The sequence below is a fragment of the Pseudomonas machongensis genome (genome assembly GCF_034961125.1).
Lineage (GTDB): Bacteria > Pseudomonadota > Gammaproteobacteria > Pseudomonadales > Pseudomonadaceae > Aquipseudomonas > Aquipseudomonas machongensis.
Genome location: NZ_JAYFUI010000180.1, coordinates 202,717 through 219,512 on the forward strand (window position 1 = coordinate 202,717; position 16,796 = coordinate 219,512).

At 60.1% G+C, this 16,796-nt stretch carries 11 protein-coding genes; 5 read left to right on the forward strand and 6 right to left on the reverse strand.

Annotation, left to right across the window (positions count from 1 at the left end; genetic code table 11):
- Nucleotides 1–29: 29 nt before the first annotated feature.
- From mgrA to rssC, 3 genes are all read left to right on the forward strand, one after another.
- A complete protein-coding gene (gene mgrA, locus VA602_RS16890; RefSeq protein WP_054894424.1) occupies nt 30–1,070 on the forward strand; it encodes an L-glyceraldehyde 3-phosphate reductase in 1,041 nt (346 codons plus the stop codon).
- Nucleotides 1,071–1,400: 330 nt separating this feature from the next.
- The gene (gene rssB, locus VA602_RS16895) at nt 1,401–2,585 is read left to right on the forward strand and encodes a two-component system response regulator RssB (RefSeq protein ID WP_153774534.1); all 1,185 of its coding nucleotides are present in this window, start codon (nt 1,401–1,403) and stop codon (nt 2,583–2,585) included.
- The gene (gene rssC / locus VA602_RS16900; RefSeq protein ID WP_323453754.1) at nt 2,582–3,064 is read left to right on the forward strand and encodes an anti-sigma factor antagonist RssC; all 483 of its coding nucleotides are present in this window, start codon (nt 2,582–2,584) and stop codon (nt 3,062–3,064) included. The genes rssB and rssC overlap by 4 nt, the downstream gene beginning before the upstream one ends.
- Before the next feature lie 28 nt (nt 3,065–3,092).
- On the opposite strand, the gene VA602_RS16905 is transcribed toward rssC, so the two are convergent.
- The 5 genes from VA602_RS16905 to VA602_RS16925 form a co-directional block, all read right to left on the reverse strand.
- Complete coding sequence (locus VA602_RS16905) at nt 3,093–4,985, reverse strand: alkaline phosphatase D family protein (protein ID WP_323453755.1); 1,893 nt, start codon at nt 4,983–4,985, stop codon at nt 3,093–3,095.
- Nucleotides 4,986–5,187: 202 nt separating this feature from the next.
- The gene (gene tal / locus VA602_RS16910; RefSeq protein ID WP_063545613.1) at nt 5,188–6,114 is read right to left on the reverse strand and encodes a transaldolase; all 927 of its coding nucleotides are present in this window, start codon (nt 6,112–6,114) and stop codon (nt 5,188–5,190) included.
- A 195-nt stretch (nt 6,115–6,309) separates the two neighbouring features.
- Nucleotides 6,310–7,311: a tRNA dihydrouridine(20/20a) synthase DusA gene (dusA, locus tag VA602_RS16915; protein ID WP_323453756.1), complete on the reverse strand. Its 1,002-nt coding sequence runs from the start codon at nt 7,309–7,311 to the stop codon at nt 6,310–6,312.
- Nucleotides 7,312–7,527: 216 nt separating this feature from the next.
- Nucleotides 7,528–10,308, reverse strand: a complete 2,781-nt coding sequence (locus tag VA602_RS16920; protein ID WP_323453757.1) for an RHS repeat-associated core domain-containing protein — start codon at nt 10,306–10,308, stop codon at nt 7,528–7,530.
- A 119-nt stretch (nt 10,309–10,427) separates the two neighbouring features.
- Nucleotides 10,428–11,414 carry an SGNH/GDSL hydrolase family protein gene (locus VA602_RS16925; protein WP_323453758.1) on the reverse strand — a complete coding sequence of 329 codons (987 nt, stop codon included), beginning with the start codon at nt 11,412–11,414 and terminating at the stop codon, nt 10,428–10,430.
- Between the two features lie 175 nt (nt 11,415–11,589).
- Between VA602_RS16925 and VA602_RS16930 the strand changes: the two genes are divergently transcribed.
- Entirely contained in the window at nt 11,590–11,727 is a 138-nt protein-coding gene (locus VA602_RS16930) for a hypothetical protein (protein ID WP_323453759.1), read from the forward strand.
- 140 nt (nt 11,728–11,867) lie between these two features.
- The gene (locus VA602_RS16935) at nt 11,868–13,109 is read left to right on the forward strand and encodes a M20/M25/M40 family metallo-hydrolase (protein WP_063545601.1); all 1,242 of its coding nucleotides are present in this window, start codon (nt 11,868–11,870) and stop codon (nt 13,107–13,109) included.
- A 356-nt stretch (nt 13,110–13,465) separates the two neighbouring features.
- Here VA602_RS16935 and VA602_RS16940 read toward each other — a convergent pair whose 3' ends face one another.
- Nucleotides 13,466–16,783, reverse strand: coding sequence for a type III effector HrpK domain-containing protein (locus tag VA602_RS16940; protein ID WP_323453760.1), 3,318 nt, complete (start codon nt 16,781–16,783; stop codon nt 13,466–13,468).
- Nucleotides 16,784–16,796 lie beyond the last annotated feature (13 nt).

The following is a 16,796-nucleotide window of genomic DNA, read 5'->3' on the forward strand; positions in this document are numbered from 1 at the left end:
GCATGTAACCAGACCAAGAGGTGGACTTGATGACTTATTTTGCCGATCCCGGTCGCTATGAGGGCGCCATGCCCTATCGTCGTGTTGGGCGCAGCGGCCTGGTACTGCCGGCCATTTCCCTGGGCCTGTGGCAGAACTTCGGCGGCGTGGATCAGTTCGAGACCGGTCGCAGCCTGCTGCGCCGTGCCTTCGACCGTGGTGTCACGCACTTCGACCTGGCTAACAACTACGGCCCGCCTGCCGGCTCCGCCGAAGAACACTTCGGGCGCTGGATGGCCCAGGATTTTGCCGCCTACCGCGATGAGCTGGTGATCTCCACCAAGGCCGGCTGGCACATGTGGCCGGGCCCTTACGGCGGCCCGACCGGCTCGCGCAAGCACCTGATCGCCAGTTGCGAGCAGAGCCTGCGACGCATGGGCCTGGATTATGTCGACATTTTCTATTCGCACCGGGTCGATGCCGACACACCGCTGGAAGAGACCATGGGCGCGCTGGCGCAGTTGCACCGCCAGGGCAAGGCCCTGTACGTGGGCATCTCCTCCTATTCGCCGGAGTTGACCCGCGAAGCTTCAGCAATCCTGGCTTCTGAAGGCGTGCCGCTGCTGATCCACCAGCCCAACTACTCGATGCTCAACCGCGATATCGAGCAGGGCTTGCTCGGCACGCTCGACGATCTGGGAGTCGGCTGCATTGCCTTCTCGCCGTTGGCCCAGGGCATGCTCACCGACAAGTATCTGCAGGGCGTGCCAAGCGAATCGCGCGCCACTCGGGGTGGTTCGCTGCCGTCGCGCATGCTCGGCGATGACAACCTGGCGCGAATCCGCGGCCTCAACGACATCGCCCAGGCCCGCGGCCAGACCCTGGCGCAGATGGCGATCGCCTGGGTGCTGCGTGATTCGCGGGTGTCCTCGACGCTGATCGGCGCACGTACGCTGGCACAGCTCGACGACTCCCTCGATGCGGTGGGCAATCTGCAGTTCACCCCTGACGAGTTGGCCGCCATCGACCGTCATGCCACAGACGGTGGTGTCGATCTGTGGAGTGTGTCGTCGCACATCGGTCGTCGCTGAAACCTGATCTTCTCCAGACCTGCCCGCGAGTAGCCAGGCATTTACATCCTGTAATTGTCTGGCCGCTCAAGGGCTTTTCTATACCCAACCGTATGCCAAACGGCCCTGCCAAATAACCGCTGGTGATTAGCACATCGAACTCGACCCTCGTATGCTTGAAACGCCCCGCGGATGGGAGTACCGTCTGCGCCTTACAGGGCACCACTGCGATTTGCCGGACAGGTTTTCTTGTCCTACACCTCAAAGAGAAGTGGTCACAGAGTATTCCAGTAGCCGTCCGTCGCCCTTGCCGATGTCCGCTACGCCAACCAATCGGCGCCGTTCGCCCACCTGCAGAAAACCAGTGCAACGCTGCTGATCATCGATGACGACGACGTGGTCCGTGCAAGCCTCGCCGCCTATCTGGAAGACAGTGGCTTCAGCGTCCTCCAGGCCAGTAATGGCCAGCAGGGGCTCCAGGTCTTCGAAGAACACCAGCCCGACCTCGTGATCTGCGATCTGCGCATGCCGCAGATGGGCGGCCTCGAATTGATCCGCCGGATCACCGAGCACGCTCCGCAGTTGCCCGTGATCGTGGTATCCGGTGCGGGCGTCATGAGCGATGCGGTCGAGGCCTTGCGCCTGGGCGCGGCCGACTACCTGATCAAGCCGTTGGAAGACCTTGCCGTGCTCGAGCACTCGGTGCGCCGTGCGCTCGACCGTTCGCGCCTGGTGCTCGAGAACCAGCGCTACCGCGACAAGCTCGAAGCTGCCAACCGGGAGCTGGAAGCCAGTCTGCACCTGCTGCAGGAAGACCAGACCGCCGGTCGCCAGGTGCAGATGAACATGCTGCCGGAAAAGCCGTGGACTGCGGGCGATCTGTCGTTCGACCACCAGATCATTCCCTCGCTCTACCTCTCCGGCGATTTCACCGATTATTTCCGCGTCGACGAGCGCCGCATCGCCTTCTACCTGGCCGACGTGTCCGGCCATGGCGCGTCTTCGGCCTTCGTCACCGTGCTGCTCAAGTTCATGACCACCCGCCTGCTGTTCGAATTCAAGCGCAACGGCAAGATGCGCGAGTTCAAGCCGTCGCAGGTGTTGGCGCACATCAACCGTGGCCTGATCAACTGCAAGCTGGGCAAGCATGTGACCATGGTCGGCGGGGTGATCGACGAAGACACCGGCCTGATGACCTACAGCGTCGGCGGCCACCTGCCGCTGCCTGTGCTCTATACCCCGGGGCAAGCCCGCTATCTGGAAGGCCGTGGCCTGCCGGTGGGGCTGTTCGATGAAGCCACCTACCAGGACCATGTGCTCGAGCTGCCGCCGCGCTTCAGCCTCACGCTCATGTCCGATGGCATCCTGGACCTTTTGCCCGGGGATACACTCAAAGATAAGGAGGCGGCCTTGCCGGAAATCGTCAAGACCGCGGGGGGCAGCCTGGACGGGCTGCGCCAACGATTCGGATTGGCTACGCTTGGGGAGATGCCGGATGATATCGCCCTATTGGTGTTGAGCAGGAACCTTCAATGAGTACCGGTAGAATCCAGTTCGCCGAGCAGAGCGGTACCTTCGTGCTGAAATTCGTCGGTGAAGTGCGCCTGACCCTGTGTTCGGCGCTGGATGCGACGATCGAGAAGATCTTCACCGCACTGAATTTCTCGGCCATCGTCATCGACCTGACCGAAACCGAAAGCATCGACAGCACCACCCTGGGCCTGCTGGCCAAGCTGTCGATCCTGTCGCGGCAGAAGGTCGGCCTGCTGCCGACCGTGGTCACTACCAACCCGGACATTTCCCGGCTATTGCAGTCGATGGGGTTCGACCAGGTATTCAACATCGTCGACCGTCCGCTGCCATGCCCGGATTGCCTGAGCGACTTGCCATCGCAGGATCAGAACGAAGAGGTGGTGCGCTCCAAGGTGCTGGAGGCGCACAAGATCCTCATGGGCCTGAACGACTCCAACCGCGAAGCGTTTAGTGATCTGGTGAGTGCGCTGGAGCGTTCCTGATTCGGCACCAATGGCGCCCCGGGATCCGCTAGCGGTCCCTCTCACCACACCGCACGAACTCCGTCGCTTCATCGCCCTCGGCACTCAGCTGGACAACCCGCGCCGGCCGCCCCTGCTCGTCGAAGAATACCTGCCCCAGGCCCGCACCAGTCCACAGCCGCTCCCCGGCCTTGCTTCGGCTTGGCACGCGCGGCACCACCTCCATCGATCGGCGCTGGGTGAACCAGTTGAGCGGCGAGCGCGGTGAGTACAGCCAGCGGTTCAGACGGTCGAGCACATCCAGCAGGCGCACTGGAAAGGTGTTCTTGATCCCGCTGCTGGTGACCTGCCACAGGTGTGGGCTGCGTTGGTGGTGGCGGATCAGCACTTCATAGACGAATGAATAATGCACGTCCCCGGACAGGATCACGTAGTGTCCTGGCGTGCGGGAATGGCGGAAGATATTCAGGATCACCTGAGCGGCGCCGCGATGGGCCATCCAGTTCTCGGCATCCACCAGCAGCGGGTAGCCCAGCGCAGTGAACACTCGCTGCACCGTCTCGATCAGCTTGACCCCGAAAATCGGCGCCGGTGACACGATGATTGCCGACGGATGATCAAGCAGAGCCTGCTGCAGTTCGCACAGCGCTTCCCAGTCAAGCAGCCCGGACGGCTTGCTCAGCTTGCTTTCGCTGCGCCAGCGCCGGGTGCGGGTGTCCAGTACGCGTAGCGGTGGGTCGCTGGGCAGGTCGTATTGCCAGCCTTGGAAACGCAGCAGATCGCCGATCAGTGTATCCAGGGTCTCACCGTCCAATGCGCTTTGCCGTGTATCTGCAGTCAGTGCCTGCAATCCCTCGACCAGCGTCGTGCAGCCCTTGGGGTCGTTGCCCCAGCCTTGGCACAGCAGGTAGCCGAGCAGGGCGTTGCCGATGATCCGACGCGAGAAGGGGTGGCCATAGGCGGTCTGCTCCCATTGCGCCGACAGGTTCCAGTCATCGGTGATGTCGTGGTCGTCGAAGATCATCAGGCAGGGCAGGTGTGCCATGACGCGCGCCACTTGGCCCAGGCCGTCGCGGAACGCCTCGATCAGCGGCAGTTCGTCCTGGTAGCGCTGCTGGCGCCTGACAGAGAGCCCTTCGGGCGCCTCCAGCCCCACCAGTGTCCAGGGTGTGGGCGACCAGACCAGCAGGTACATGGCCATGACCTCGGCGAAGGTCACCAGATGATTGTCGGCATTGCTCGACGAGAAGATCGGCTTGCGCTTGCCCCGGAAGAAACGCCGGCGCAGCGGCTCATTGCCCTGCTGGGCTGGCAGCAGGTCGGCGCGATGGTAGTAGCAGGCGGGATGACGATAGAGCGCCTGGCCGCTGTCGACCAGCGCGCCGTCGAGTGGCTCGTCGAACAGCTTCAGGCGTTCGATCAAGCCGTGGATAGCCTTGAGCGTGGGGCCGGCCACATCGTCGGCATAGACCTGGTCGCCGGTCATCATCAGCAGTGCCGGGCGTTGTTCAGGGGGGGGACTGTCGAGCAGCAGGCGGTCGGCGCAGAGCAGGCCGTCGGCGGCGGGGTGATGGGGTTTGCGGCACGAGCCGTGCAGCAATGGATCGATACGCTTGCGCAACACGAAGCTCGGACGACTGGCACCTGGGTACAGCAGGTGCGGCGCCCAGTCGGCGATGCTCTGATCATTGTCCAGGTGCAGGTCGTACTCCAGCAGCACATCTTCGGGCAAGGGCTGGTCGAAGTGCAGGTTCAGCAGGTGTACATGAGCATGTTCGCCGATGGCGACGACCTGGCACTCCAGTTGGCTGCCGACGTGCGGGCAGTCCAGCACGAACTTGGGATTCAGTGGTCGTGAAGCGACCAGCCAGATGGCCAGGCGTTGCGGTTCCAGGCGGCGCAGTACGGGGCCAGCGAGAACTAGGGGGAGGGTGGTGGTCATTGCTTCCATCTGTTGGGAGGCTGCCGGCCCAATCGCGGGACAAGCCCGCTCCTACAGCAGCACCTATTCCGTGGTAGGGCACATGCTTCTGTGGGAGCGGGCTTGTCCCGCGATGGGTCGACAGCCTCTTTTTCGAATACATAAACGCAAACGGGCGGGAAATACTCAGTACTTCCCGCCCGTTCCACAACTCGGATATGTATCAGCCTTTGTCGGCCATCAACGCCTCGAGCTTCTCCTGGTCGCGCGCAAACTGGCGAATGCCCTCGGCCAGCTTCTCGGTGGCCATGGCATCCTCGTTCATCGCCCAGCGGAACTGGCTCTCGTTCAGCACTTGCTTGGCTTCGCCGGTATTGCCCGGCTTGAGGATGCGTGGCAGCTCGCCTTGGTCGTCGCTCAACTGTTGCAGCAGCTCCGGGCTGATGGTCAGGCGATCGCACCCGGCCAGTTGCTCGATCTGCCCGACGTTACGGAAGCTCGCGCCCATGACCACGGTGTCGTAGCCGTTGGTCTTGTAGTAGTCGTAGATACGTGTCACCGACTGCACGCCGGGATCCTCGGCGCCCACGTACTCCTTGCCGGTACTTTTCTTGTACCAGTCGTAGATCCGGCCCACGAACGGCGAGATCAGAAACACCCCGGCATCGGCACAGGCCTGGGCCTGGGCGAAGGAGAACAGCAGCGTGAGGTTGGTCTGGATGCCTTCCTTTTCCAGCTTCTCGGCGGCGCGGATGCCTTCCCAGGTGGAGGCCAGCTTGATCAGTACGCGATCCTTGGAAATGCCGGCAGCTTCGTACAGGGCGATCAGCTGGCGGGCCTTGTTCAGCAACGCCGGCTCATCGAACGACAGGCGTGCATCCACTTCGGTGGAGATACGCCCGGGAATGACCTTGAGAATGCCCGCGCCCACGGCCACCGCGAATTTGTCGCAGGCCAGGTCGACGTTGCCCTTGGCATCAGCCTTGACCTGTTTGAGCAGGTCGGCGTAACCCGAGATGGCCGCGGCCTTGAGCAGCAGCGACGGGTTGGTGGTGGCATCGACCGGCTTGAGGCGGGTGATGGCATCCAGGTCCCCAGTGTCGGCGACCACGGTGGTGAACTGCTTGAGTTGTTCCAGCTTTGAGGTCATGGGCGTGCTCTGTCCTGATGCTCTGTCCTGTGAGTGTCTTGACATTACCCGAGCCCTGGCGGCCACTCAAGGCCAAACACCGGCTAAGGCTATCCTGCATCATGCGGGCGCGGGCTGGCCCCGCGATGGCCACATGGCAGCCCCTGGATGGGGCGTCGACTCCCCCTTCGAGTCCAGCCCCCGCCCAGGGTTCCCCTAGCGTCCGGCCAGCAACTCTGCCGCTTGCTCGACCACCTTCAGCGGCTCGGCCGCCGTGTGAATGTCTGCCGACAGCAACTGGCGGAACCGCCGCGCCCCCGGGAAGCCCTGGCCCAGGCCGAGGATATGCCGGGTGATGTGATGAATGGCCCCGCCACTCTCCACATGCGCCACCAGATACGGCATCAGCCGCGCCATTGCCTCGCTGCGCGTCACGACGGGCGCGTCGCTGGCGAACAGTTGTTGATCCACCTCGGCCAGCAGGTACGGGTTGTGGTATGCCTCGCGCCCCAGCATCACGCCGTCGAAGGTCTGCAGGTGCGTGCGGCATTCGTCGAGGGTCTTGATCCCGCCGTTGAGCACCAGCTCAAGGTCCGGAAAGTCCTGTTTCAACTGCGCCGCCACTTCGTAGCGCAGCGGTGGCACCTCGCGGTTCTCCTTTGGCGACAGGCCCTCGAGGATCGCGATCCGTGCGTGCACGGTGAAGCTGCGACAGCCCGCGTTGCGCACCTGGCCGACGAAGTCGCACAGCTCGGCATAGCTGTCGCGGCCATTGATGCCGATGCGGTGCTTGACCGTCACCGGAATCTCGACCGCGTCGAGCATCGCCTTGACGCAGTCGGCCACCAGCGCCGGATGGCCCATCAGGCAGGCCCCGATCATATTGTTCTGCACCCGGTCGCTGGGGCAGCCGACGTTGAGGTTGACCTCGTCGTAGCCCGCTTCCTGCGCCAGACGAGCGCAGGCGGCGAGCTCAGCCGGATTGCTGCCGCCCAACTGCAGGGCCAGCGGGTGCTCGGACTCGTCATGACGCAGGAAACGCGCCGCATCCCCGTGGAGCAGGGCGCCGGTGGTGACCATTTCGGTGTAGAGCAGGGCGCGTTGGGAGAGCAGGCGCAGGAAGTACCGGCAGTGGCGGTCGGTCCAATCCATCATGGGGGCAACGCTGAACCGGCGGGAGGGTTCAGGACGCTGGGTTGCTGCAAATGCTTGAGACATTGGGGACACGTATTGATACCAGGCTTAACGGTGCTGACCGAATGGAGAGGCTGAATGGCATATTCTACCAATTAACCGTGGCTTTAGCCTGGGGGAAGATTACGACCGAGCCAAACGCAGATGAACCCGTATTAGCTGTCCTCTTCATAGAAATCCATGCCAGGGGCCTACTCCGTTTGAATCTACGGGTCGTCGCTTGAAATACGAGTGGGCGGTTTAAAATTTCAGCCGTGACATCAAACGTCCGATTGGTGTTTTTGGCTTGACACGTGGCGTGTAAGCTTTCCATTGAGTGGGGTTTGAGACCCAAGGTGCGGGTACTTCCTCGCCCTTTTCGTAGAAGTGGATTTTTTCATTCAATCTTGACCTGTTTCTGTAGACGTAGCGCAACTCGCTAGACGTTACAGATTGTCCTTCATACCCTTGTTTGCTAAGGATGGCTGAGTAGTCAAGGCCATCGAGTACGAAATGAATTTTGTTGCCGGCGTCACTGGCTGCCATTTCAATGCCGAGCTTGCTACTTCTTTTCCATAGAAGTTTTGGTGCGATGCTTGTTGTATCCCAAGTGTGATAGGGGGTTTTGTTTGGGTGGTCTTTTACATCTTGGTAGATCTCGTTAATGTTGAATTTTTTGTGCGTGCTTTGTATGGAGAAGTAGCTTTTCCACAAGGGGTGGTTGCGTCCGTTTTCAACCAGTTCTTGCAGCTTGGTTGGCGGGGCTATTACCTTCTCAAGCTCCGATCTTGATAGCAAGGGGTTCGCTTTGCGTGTGGCAGCCTCTGTGATGTCGGCAATGCGGTCGGTATATTGGTTCATGATCACAAAGGGTGCAGAGGGGTGGTTTGTATATATCAGTTCTATGACCCCTCCCATGTACTTGACTCGTTCGCTGTGTAGCCCGTAAATGAGGTCGCCGCGTCTGTTGCTGATGTTGTCGTTCAGTGTGACTAAACCCATACTGTCGGTGAAGGTCGTGGGGTTGTTTTTTGTCATGGTAAACAAATTTAAGCCATCAATCGTGCCCGCCGGGTCTGCACTTATCCAGCGCCCCGTCCAAGGCAGATAATATCGATATTCGAAGTGATAAAGTCCTGTCGCATCTCGCTCTTTTCCCGCGAAGCGAACAGTTCTGTAATTCACCTCCACTTGGCTGCGCGCCGTGAGGATAGCCGTCCCACCATATGGGTAGTATTCTTCCTTGCTGATGATGTTGCCTTCGCCATCCAACTCCAGCTCACAGCTGTTATTGAGGTTGCCATAGCTCCAGCGGAACTGGTCGTTGACAATTTCTGCTGGCTTGCCGAGCTCCCAGTGCAGGACACGAACGCTTGCACACCCTGCGTTATTAAAGATGAGCGTATCGAGGTGTTCTCTAACGTTGCCGTCGGTTATCACTTGTTTAACCTCCATCTCAGGAAGGTAAACCGTAGACTGCGTATGTGCTGTATTGTTGTGGTGTGAGCGGTTGATTTTTAGAATGCGTTGGCGGTTTCCGTCATACCGATAGTGCTCCATGTGCACGCCGTTTTTTAGCGTTGCTGCTTGCAACTCTCCGCGACTTGTCCAATGCAGTAATCGACTGGGTGTCAACTTTTTTTGATGGCCGCTGAAACGGAAGAGTGCATCTACCTCAGTGGCATCGTTGGCAAGTTCTATTGGCACTGCGCGGTTGCTTCGATGGCTTACGGTTATTTTTCGAGTGTGATTTTTTGAACTTTTTTGAGTGGTATGTTGGATCTGGTACAGGTTGCCGCCATCGTCATAGCTGTACTGCTGATTGTACTGGCTATAGTTGGTCTGGGTTGAAGGTGAAGAAAGCATTGCCAGTGGCATACGCCGACGGTGGTCGCCACTGTCAGCCATCTCGCGACCGCTAGCGCTTGTGAGTTGATAGAGGCTGTCATATTGAAATGTGTTGCGAGGTTCTATTCTCTGATTGTTCGAGAAATGTACTGCCTCGGTGTCGTTGGTAGTGGAGAGAAGATTTCCGATAGGGTCGTAATGGTAGAAAAAATAAAGTAAGGTTTTTTTAGTGTCGCCGGTTCGCTCTATCCGAACTGCGCTCAACCGCTCGGTTTGGGACTGATAAGTATAGGTCACCAGAACATGGTTGCCGTGTTTTTCCCTCAGAGGTTTACCGGTTGGCGAGTACTCAATCGACGCAATAATGACCTGTGGCGCTTGGGTATTAAGTGCTACCCAGCGTTTAGTGAGTGCACCCGTCACGTTGTTTGCCATGCCGCGCTGATTACCAGCGCTATCCAGCGTGGCGAGCACGGAACCCATGGCATCTGAGAGGTGGCATGTTGAGATTGTTACTTTATCGAGCATCGCGTCCCAAAGACTAGGATCCTCGCCCCGCCAGTCAACCAGAAAACTTTCGTCGTCTGACTGTTCCAATAATTTTCTCCCGGTACAGGATATTGTTCCGGTGAGGGCCGCGCTGGAGGTTTGTATCATGCCAGCGGTATCATAGTGCCTGACCCGAATGCCTGCCAAGTTTCGATCTTTTTCGTATTGACTGTTGCTTGCATATATAAAGCGTTCAGCAATCTTGGGCCGCTCAGCTGTCGGGTTATCGCTAACAGCGGTGAGACGCCCTGGTAGTGGGGCAGATTCATATGATAAAGAGTGGCATACAGCGTCATTTAAATTATCCTGCCCAGCGTCGGTAACGCCAATGCCGGTCATCGACATAACTGGCCGTGTGGCGATGTCGCCCAAGGCAATCGTTACCCCTGCGTCAACACCTTGCGTACGTAGTGGCTGGCCAATCAGATCATACAGGCAGGTAAAGTTCGCAATACCCGTACGGTGCAAGCGCGGATCGGCTGTCTGTACAAGCATGCCCGTGCCGCTGTAGCGACGGCGGGTGATTCGCGCGTCGACTGCACTCGCTGCAAGCGGTGAGCGGTGATACTCAATTTGACGAACGGTATGGCCACGATTGTCGAGTACATTTATTGATGGTGTTTGATGGAATATTGAACTTTGCACAGTCCCCTCCAATCACTGGGTACGAGCAGCCAACGCTGTCGAGCGCGCCGCTTTTCAGGACGACTGTATTTACCCGCGGGTAGGTGGGCAACTGGCAAAAATGATAGTGCTGATTGCCATTACTTGTCTGTTGCATCGCTGGATCGAGCTTGTCTGCCTTGTTCTTGGTCGAGCTGAGTGCGTGGAATGGTGCTCTGGCGCAACGACAGCGTTTCAAACATCCGCTCCGCGGCCTGCGCGTGGACTTTGCGGGTGGGGTGCCATTCATCCCAGTAATAATGGGCGTCTGGATTTTCACACACGGGCTTGATCTGAGGATAGGTGGCTTGGCACGGTGTATCGAGATACATTAAGCCTGCAGCACCGGGCGCCGAGCGAAGCGTGCTGCTGAAGGCCAAATGGTCGAAGTAAGTGATATTGATGTGGTGGGCGTTGACAAGGGCTGTCAGCACGGCAGGCAGTCTTTGCCCGAGTATCTGCTGGTAGGCTGAGGCATTATTGACTTGGTTGCCCTGTACCACGGCCGGCACATGGCTTAAATCCGTCGTTCCCACTACCATCAAGTGCTTCGCGCCCGCAGTTATCAGCCTCTCGACAGCCTTCTGGATGTTCGTCACGCTGTTTTGACTTAGTACTTCAATTGATTCTGAATGTGAAAAGTCGGCCCACTCAAAAAAATCGTTGGCTGAGACAAAAATAAAATAGAGCGAATTGGGATCCGCTTTGTGGGTTTTGACGGCTTTGAGATAATCACTAATTTGGCCGAAAACTCCAGTATTGCGATATGGGCCCATCCAGGCATAGTAATTGCCGTTGCCACTTTTGGCCCCGCCAATACCATAGTCTGTCAAGGGGATTTTCAAAGCGTGAGCCAAACCCTCGACAGCAGTGGGGCCATTGCTCCAGCGTCCCCTCCAGTACAACGAGCCTGGTAGCTCTTGTGCATCTTTGACCTGTTGTGCAACCAATGTTCTGGTGAGGTTTTGACCCTCACCGTTGTCAGAGTAGCTGTCACCGAAAGCGTAGAGATGATTGTAGTTGGGGGCGCCAAAAGCAGTCGTTGCAGTCAGTGTCAAAACAGCGGCCAAGCAAGCGCTTCGAGTCATTGTAAGGCTCTCCGATTGTCATCTCAGACTACCGGCGACGACGTTTCGCCTTGGCATAATTGCGACCTGTATTTAGTCGTGCACGCACGGGCTGTCCTATCGGCGGCACAACGATCCAGTTAGCGACATAATCCAAGTTGAAGTAGAGAAGATTTACGTCGAAATTATCAAACTGATGGCAGAGACTCGCAAGCTCGATGCCGATTCAGAAGAGCTGACCCATGGAGTCTTCTGGTATCCGGTCGCTATCGCTACCGGTCTGGTAACCGCAGTGGCGGGCATCACCGCACTGATAATCAAGCTCGTCGGCTGAACTCCCCCCAGCCCCGCAATCGCGGGGTTTCTTGCATCAAGGCCAATGGCCAGCACTTCATCAAATGGTCTACAAAGCTGGCGCCGCCGCCGTCGATGGTCAAAGCTGCAGGTTCCCCTTGCATTGATAAAGGACTTCGCATGCCCATCCGACGCTCACCGATCGCCGCTGCCATCGCCTTGTCATTCCTGTCGTTTTCCGCCCTTGCCGCCAACCTGACTCCCGACGCGCTACTGAAAAAGGCCGAAGCCGAGCAGAAGGCCTATCTCGCGACCGTCAAGCAACTGGTCAATGTCGATACCGGAACCGGGCAGGCGCCGGGGCTGAAAACCGTCAGCGCCCTGCTGGTCGAGCGGCTCAAGGCGTTGGGTGCCGAGGTCAAGACCAGCCCTGCAAGCCCCTCGGCGGGCGACAATATCGTTGGCACCTTCAAGGGCACCGGCAGCAAGTCGTTCCTGCTGATGGTCCACTACGACACGGTGTTCCTGCCGGGCACCGCTGCCAAGCGGCCGTTCAAGGTCGAGGGCGAGCGTGCCTATGGGCCTGGCGTGGCCGATGCCAAAGGTGGTGTGGCGATGATCCTGCACTCGCTGAAGCTGCTGCAGGACGAGAAGTTCAAAGGCTTCGGCACCTTGACCGTATTGTTCAACCCGGATGAGGAAACCGGCTCCAGCGGCTCGAAGGCGATTATCGCGGAGCTGGCGCGCAAGCATGACTACGTGTTCTCGTACGAGCCACCGGACAAGGATGCGGTGACGGTCGCGACCAATGGCATCAATGGCGTATTTCTCGAAGTGAAAGGCAAGTCTTCCCACGCAGGCTCCGCACCCGAGGCTGGGCGTAATGCCGCCATGGAGCTGGCCCACCAGATGCTGCAGTTGAAGGACCTCGGTGACCCGGCCAAAGGCACCACGGTCAACTGGACGATGGTCAAGGCAGGCGACAAGCGCAACATCATTCCCGCCAGCGCCACGGCCGAGGCGGACATGCGCTACTCGGACCTGAGCGAAAGCGACCGAGTGCTGGCCGACGCGCAACGCCTGGTGCAGAAAAAACTCATCGACGGCACCGAAGTGACGGTGCGCCTCGACAAGGGCCGCCCGCCGTTGGCGAAGAACGCCGGCTCCGAGCAGTTGGCGAAAACCGCCCAGACGCTCTACGCGAAGATCGATCGCAACATCGAGCCGATCGCCATGCGTTTCGGGACTGATGCGGGCTATGCCTACGTGCCCGGCAGCGAGAAGCCGGCAGTGCTTGAAACCATGGGTGTGGTGGGAGCGGGATTGCATGCCGATGACGAGTACATCGAGCTGTCGAGCATCGCGCCGAGGCTTTATCTGACAGTGGCATTGATCCAGCAATTGTCCGAGGCGGCGAAGTAAGCGCGCGTAGGATCAGGTGGTTATAGTCCTGCGATCACTGGCGATGCCGGTTTGATTTGCTGAGGTGTGGTGGAGGGCAGTTGTAGGAACAACTGTCTTGCTTCGCGCATTGGAATGGTGGATGTCCCTGAGCCTGCAGGTGAGGGCTTCGCCCTCATTTCGCGACACGAGGCCGCTCCTACAGCAGATCGCGGTGCCGGTAGGAACGGCGGTTCGCCCCGACTTGTCCCGGGAACACGGGCGTAGCCCGTGCCAGGCAGCGCGGTGTTTTTTTCGCGGGCAAGCCCGCTCCCACAAGGCCCACGCAGGTTTTGACAACCCTGCATCGCAGGCCAGCAGGCGCGGGCAGCCTTGCCTCAGCCGTAGGCGAAGTTGTACTCCTCGTCGCGATCCTCCTGGGTGATCGGTCCGCCGGTCAGGTCGTACTTGTCCAGCACCGGCTTGAGCTCGCCGAAGAACTGGTCCTGCATCTTCTCGCGCTTGGCTACTTCGATGATCGGCAACACGATCCCGGCTACCAGCCCGATACCCGCCGTGGCCCAGCCCAGCACGCCGGAGAAGGCACCGGCGATGGCGCCGACATCGGCCAGGCCAAACAGGCCCGCACCGCCTTCGATGATCGAGGTGATCGCCGCACCTGTACCCAGCGCGCCGGTGGTCAGCGAGAAGCCGGCCCCGAGCTTGTCACCGGCGAAGGCGCTGTTGACGCCGCTGATCAGGCCCAGCACGCCGCCGATGAAGCTGCCCGCACCGCCGATGACCTTACCCAGGTTGCCCAGGCGGTTGATACCGTCGGTGTTCTGCACCATGTTGCCGGTCGGGAACTCGCCGATCGGCGCGGGTTTGGACGGGTCGACCGGGGTGGGTTTCCAGACCATGCCATAACCGGCTTCCTTGGCGTACTTGGTGCCGCTCTCGATGATCAGGCCGGCGAACTGCATGCCTGCCGAAACCCGCGAGGCGTTGTCGGTCGGGCTGTTGCCACCGGTGGCGGAACGTGCGGCCAGCACACCACCGGCGAGCAGGGCGCTGCCGATGTGCAGCAGGCCTTGCTTGTAGGACTCGCTGACATTGAGCTTCAGACCGTCGATCGACTTGGGCAGGACGTCGCTGATCTTCTCGCCCTGGCGGTTGGTGTCCCACACCGAGCGCAGCATCGAGATCACATCCTGCGGGCGGATCGGCGCACCGCTGGAGTCCTTGAACATGTCCGGATCGTCGGCCATGGCCTTGTCGATGATGGCCTTGGCCTTGTTTTCATCGAAGTTGCCGCTGCCGTCGCCAAAGATATCCTTGAGCGTGGTGTTGTCGGCACCGTCGATCAGTGAATCGGACACTGCCTGGTTGATGCGCTGGCCGACTTCGGAGGCTTCCTGCGGCGTCACCTTGTCGCCGAGGAACTCTTTGAACAGCGCGGCATTGGAGGCGTACTGGCCGATGACGGTCATCGGGTCGCCGCCCTTGGACAGGCCATCCTCCAGGTCCTTGCCGTTGAGGATGTGTTCGCGGAAATACTGCTCGATATCCCCGGACTTGCCCGACTTGTCGGCGATCGATGCCAGGTCGACGTTGCCGTCGCCGCCCAGGGCCAGGTCGGTCAGGGTTGCATCGGTACCGGCCAGGGCGAGGGCGTCGGGCAGCGAGAGCGGGTTGCCGTTGGCATCCTTGGTGGCCAGGGCGGTGTTGATGATGTTGCCGCTGTTGATCTGGCTGTCCTGGCTGTGCTGCAGCGCCTTCTTCATCGCCGGGTCGGCGTTGATGATGTCGCGCATGCCCGGACCCTGGTTTGCGGCCATGTAGGCCTTGACGTCCGCGTCGTTGCCCAGTTTGGAGATGGCATCGTCCAGCTGCTTCATGACCTTGGACTTGGTCGGGTTGAGGTGGTATTGGCTGTCGGCGGTGATGCCGGCATACAGGTCGCCGTCGACCTTGTCGCTGGCCTGCAGGCGCACACGCGCGTCAGTGATCTCCAGCATGGCCGCGGCCTTGGTCTTGCCGTCGTAGTTCTCGGGGTGCTCGAGCACGTCCTTGGTCAGCTTGGAGGTGTCCACGCCCGCCAGGGAGCCGCGAATCGAGGCGTTGCTGAGCATCATCAGCACGCCGTGGTCGTCCTTCGGTGCCTGGTTTTCCAGCCAGGCGCCGATGTTCTTCTGCTGGACGATGCCGTCGGAGGAGGCGGTCGCGGGGTGGTCGCCGGCCGAGTCCATCACGTGCCACATGCCTGGGTTGGACCAGTAACCGGCAGCGCCTGTCAGCTCGGGGCTCAGGCCGCTGTCGGACTTGATCGCGTTGAGGTTGTCGGTGGTCAGGCTGCCGTTGTTGGCGCGCTGGTTGGCGCCTTCCATCTGCGGGCCAGCGCTGCTGACCAGCGAGATGTTGGCCATGACGATGGCTGCGGACTTGGCGTTTTCCTTGGCCAGGTCGGAGGCGCCCGGGTTTTTCGAGAGGAACTTCGAATAGGAAGAAGAGGCGGCCGACAGGTCCTTGTTCTGCTGGCTGATGAACTTGTCGACATCGGCGTGGGTGATGACGCCATCGCTCTTGCCCAGGCCGCCGCTGTCCAGGGCGTTCATCAGGCTCGGGCTGCCCGCCAGGTACTTGAGCGTGGCCTGCGCCTCGGGCGGCAGGTCGCTGGGCGGGTTGGAGAAGTCGATCTTGCGGTCGTGCAGGCCCCATTTGTCCCAGTTGTCGCTGAGCATCTTGGATGCGGCACGCGGGCGCTCCAGGTCTTTTTCGGCTTGAGAGGGTTTGTCGGCACCCTTGTTGCCGGTGATGGTGTCCCAGTCGCGCACACCGCTGGCGTACTTGGAATTGTCGATCCAGCTGGTGTCGACCGCGCCGTCGACACCGAAGATGCCATTGGACTCCTTGCTCATCGAGGCATAGAGATCCGGGCTGATGCCTTGGGAGACGATGATCTTCTCGCCGCTTTCGGTTTCGTAGCGGATCAGGCCGTGGCCCAGCTCCTCGGGTGTGCCGATGGCCTTGATGCCGTCGGCGGGCTCGTCGGCCCTGGCCAGGCGATAGCCTTCCTGCTCGCTCTTGTTGATCAGGGTGAGGGCTTCGCCGTCGGACTTCACCTGGTCGAACAGGGCATGGTTGGTCTCGTTGGCGACGATCACCTTGTCGCCGGATTGGGTTTCGTAGCGAATCAGGCCGGGGCCGACTTCGTCGGCAGGGCCGATGAACTTGTAGTCGTCCATGCCCGGCGGCACATCGCCGGCCTGGGCGATGCGATAGCCCTCGGCCTTGCTCTTGTTCAGGGCGTCCACGGCGTCGGTCTTGCTGGCCATGCCGTCGAACAGGTAGGGGGTCATCTGCTTGATGATGACGATGTCGCGGCCGTCGCGGGTCTTGAGGTCCAGGACGTTGTCGGAGAGCTTGGTGATCGAGGCGATGTTGGCCAGCGGGATGCCGGTGTTGCCGATATCGGCGAGGTTGGGATCGTTGAGGTGCTTGATGACTTCCGGGTCGTGGGTGGCCAGTGCGGCGGCGATTTCCGCTTCCTTCTTGTTGTCGACCGCGGCGGCGACGACGAAGCGTTTGTTGCCGGCCGGCGTGGGGTCTGGCGTGTCCTTGAAGTTGGAAAGCGAGCGGGTGACCGCAGTTTCGAAACGGGCGAGGGGATTGTCCGAGGACGTTGTGCCAGGGGCGTCGGTGTTCGAGGTTTTCATGGGGCCGGACCTA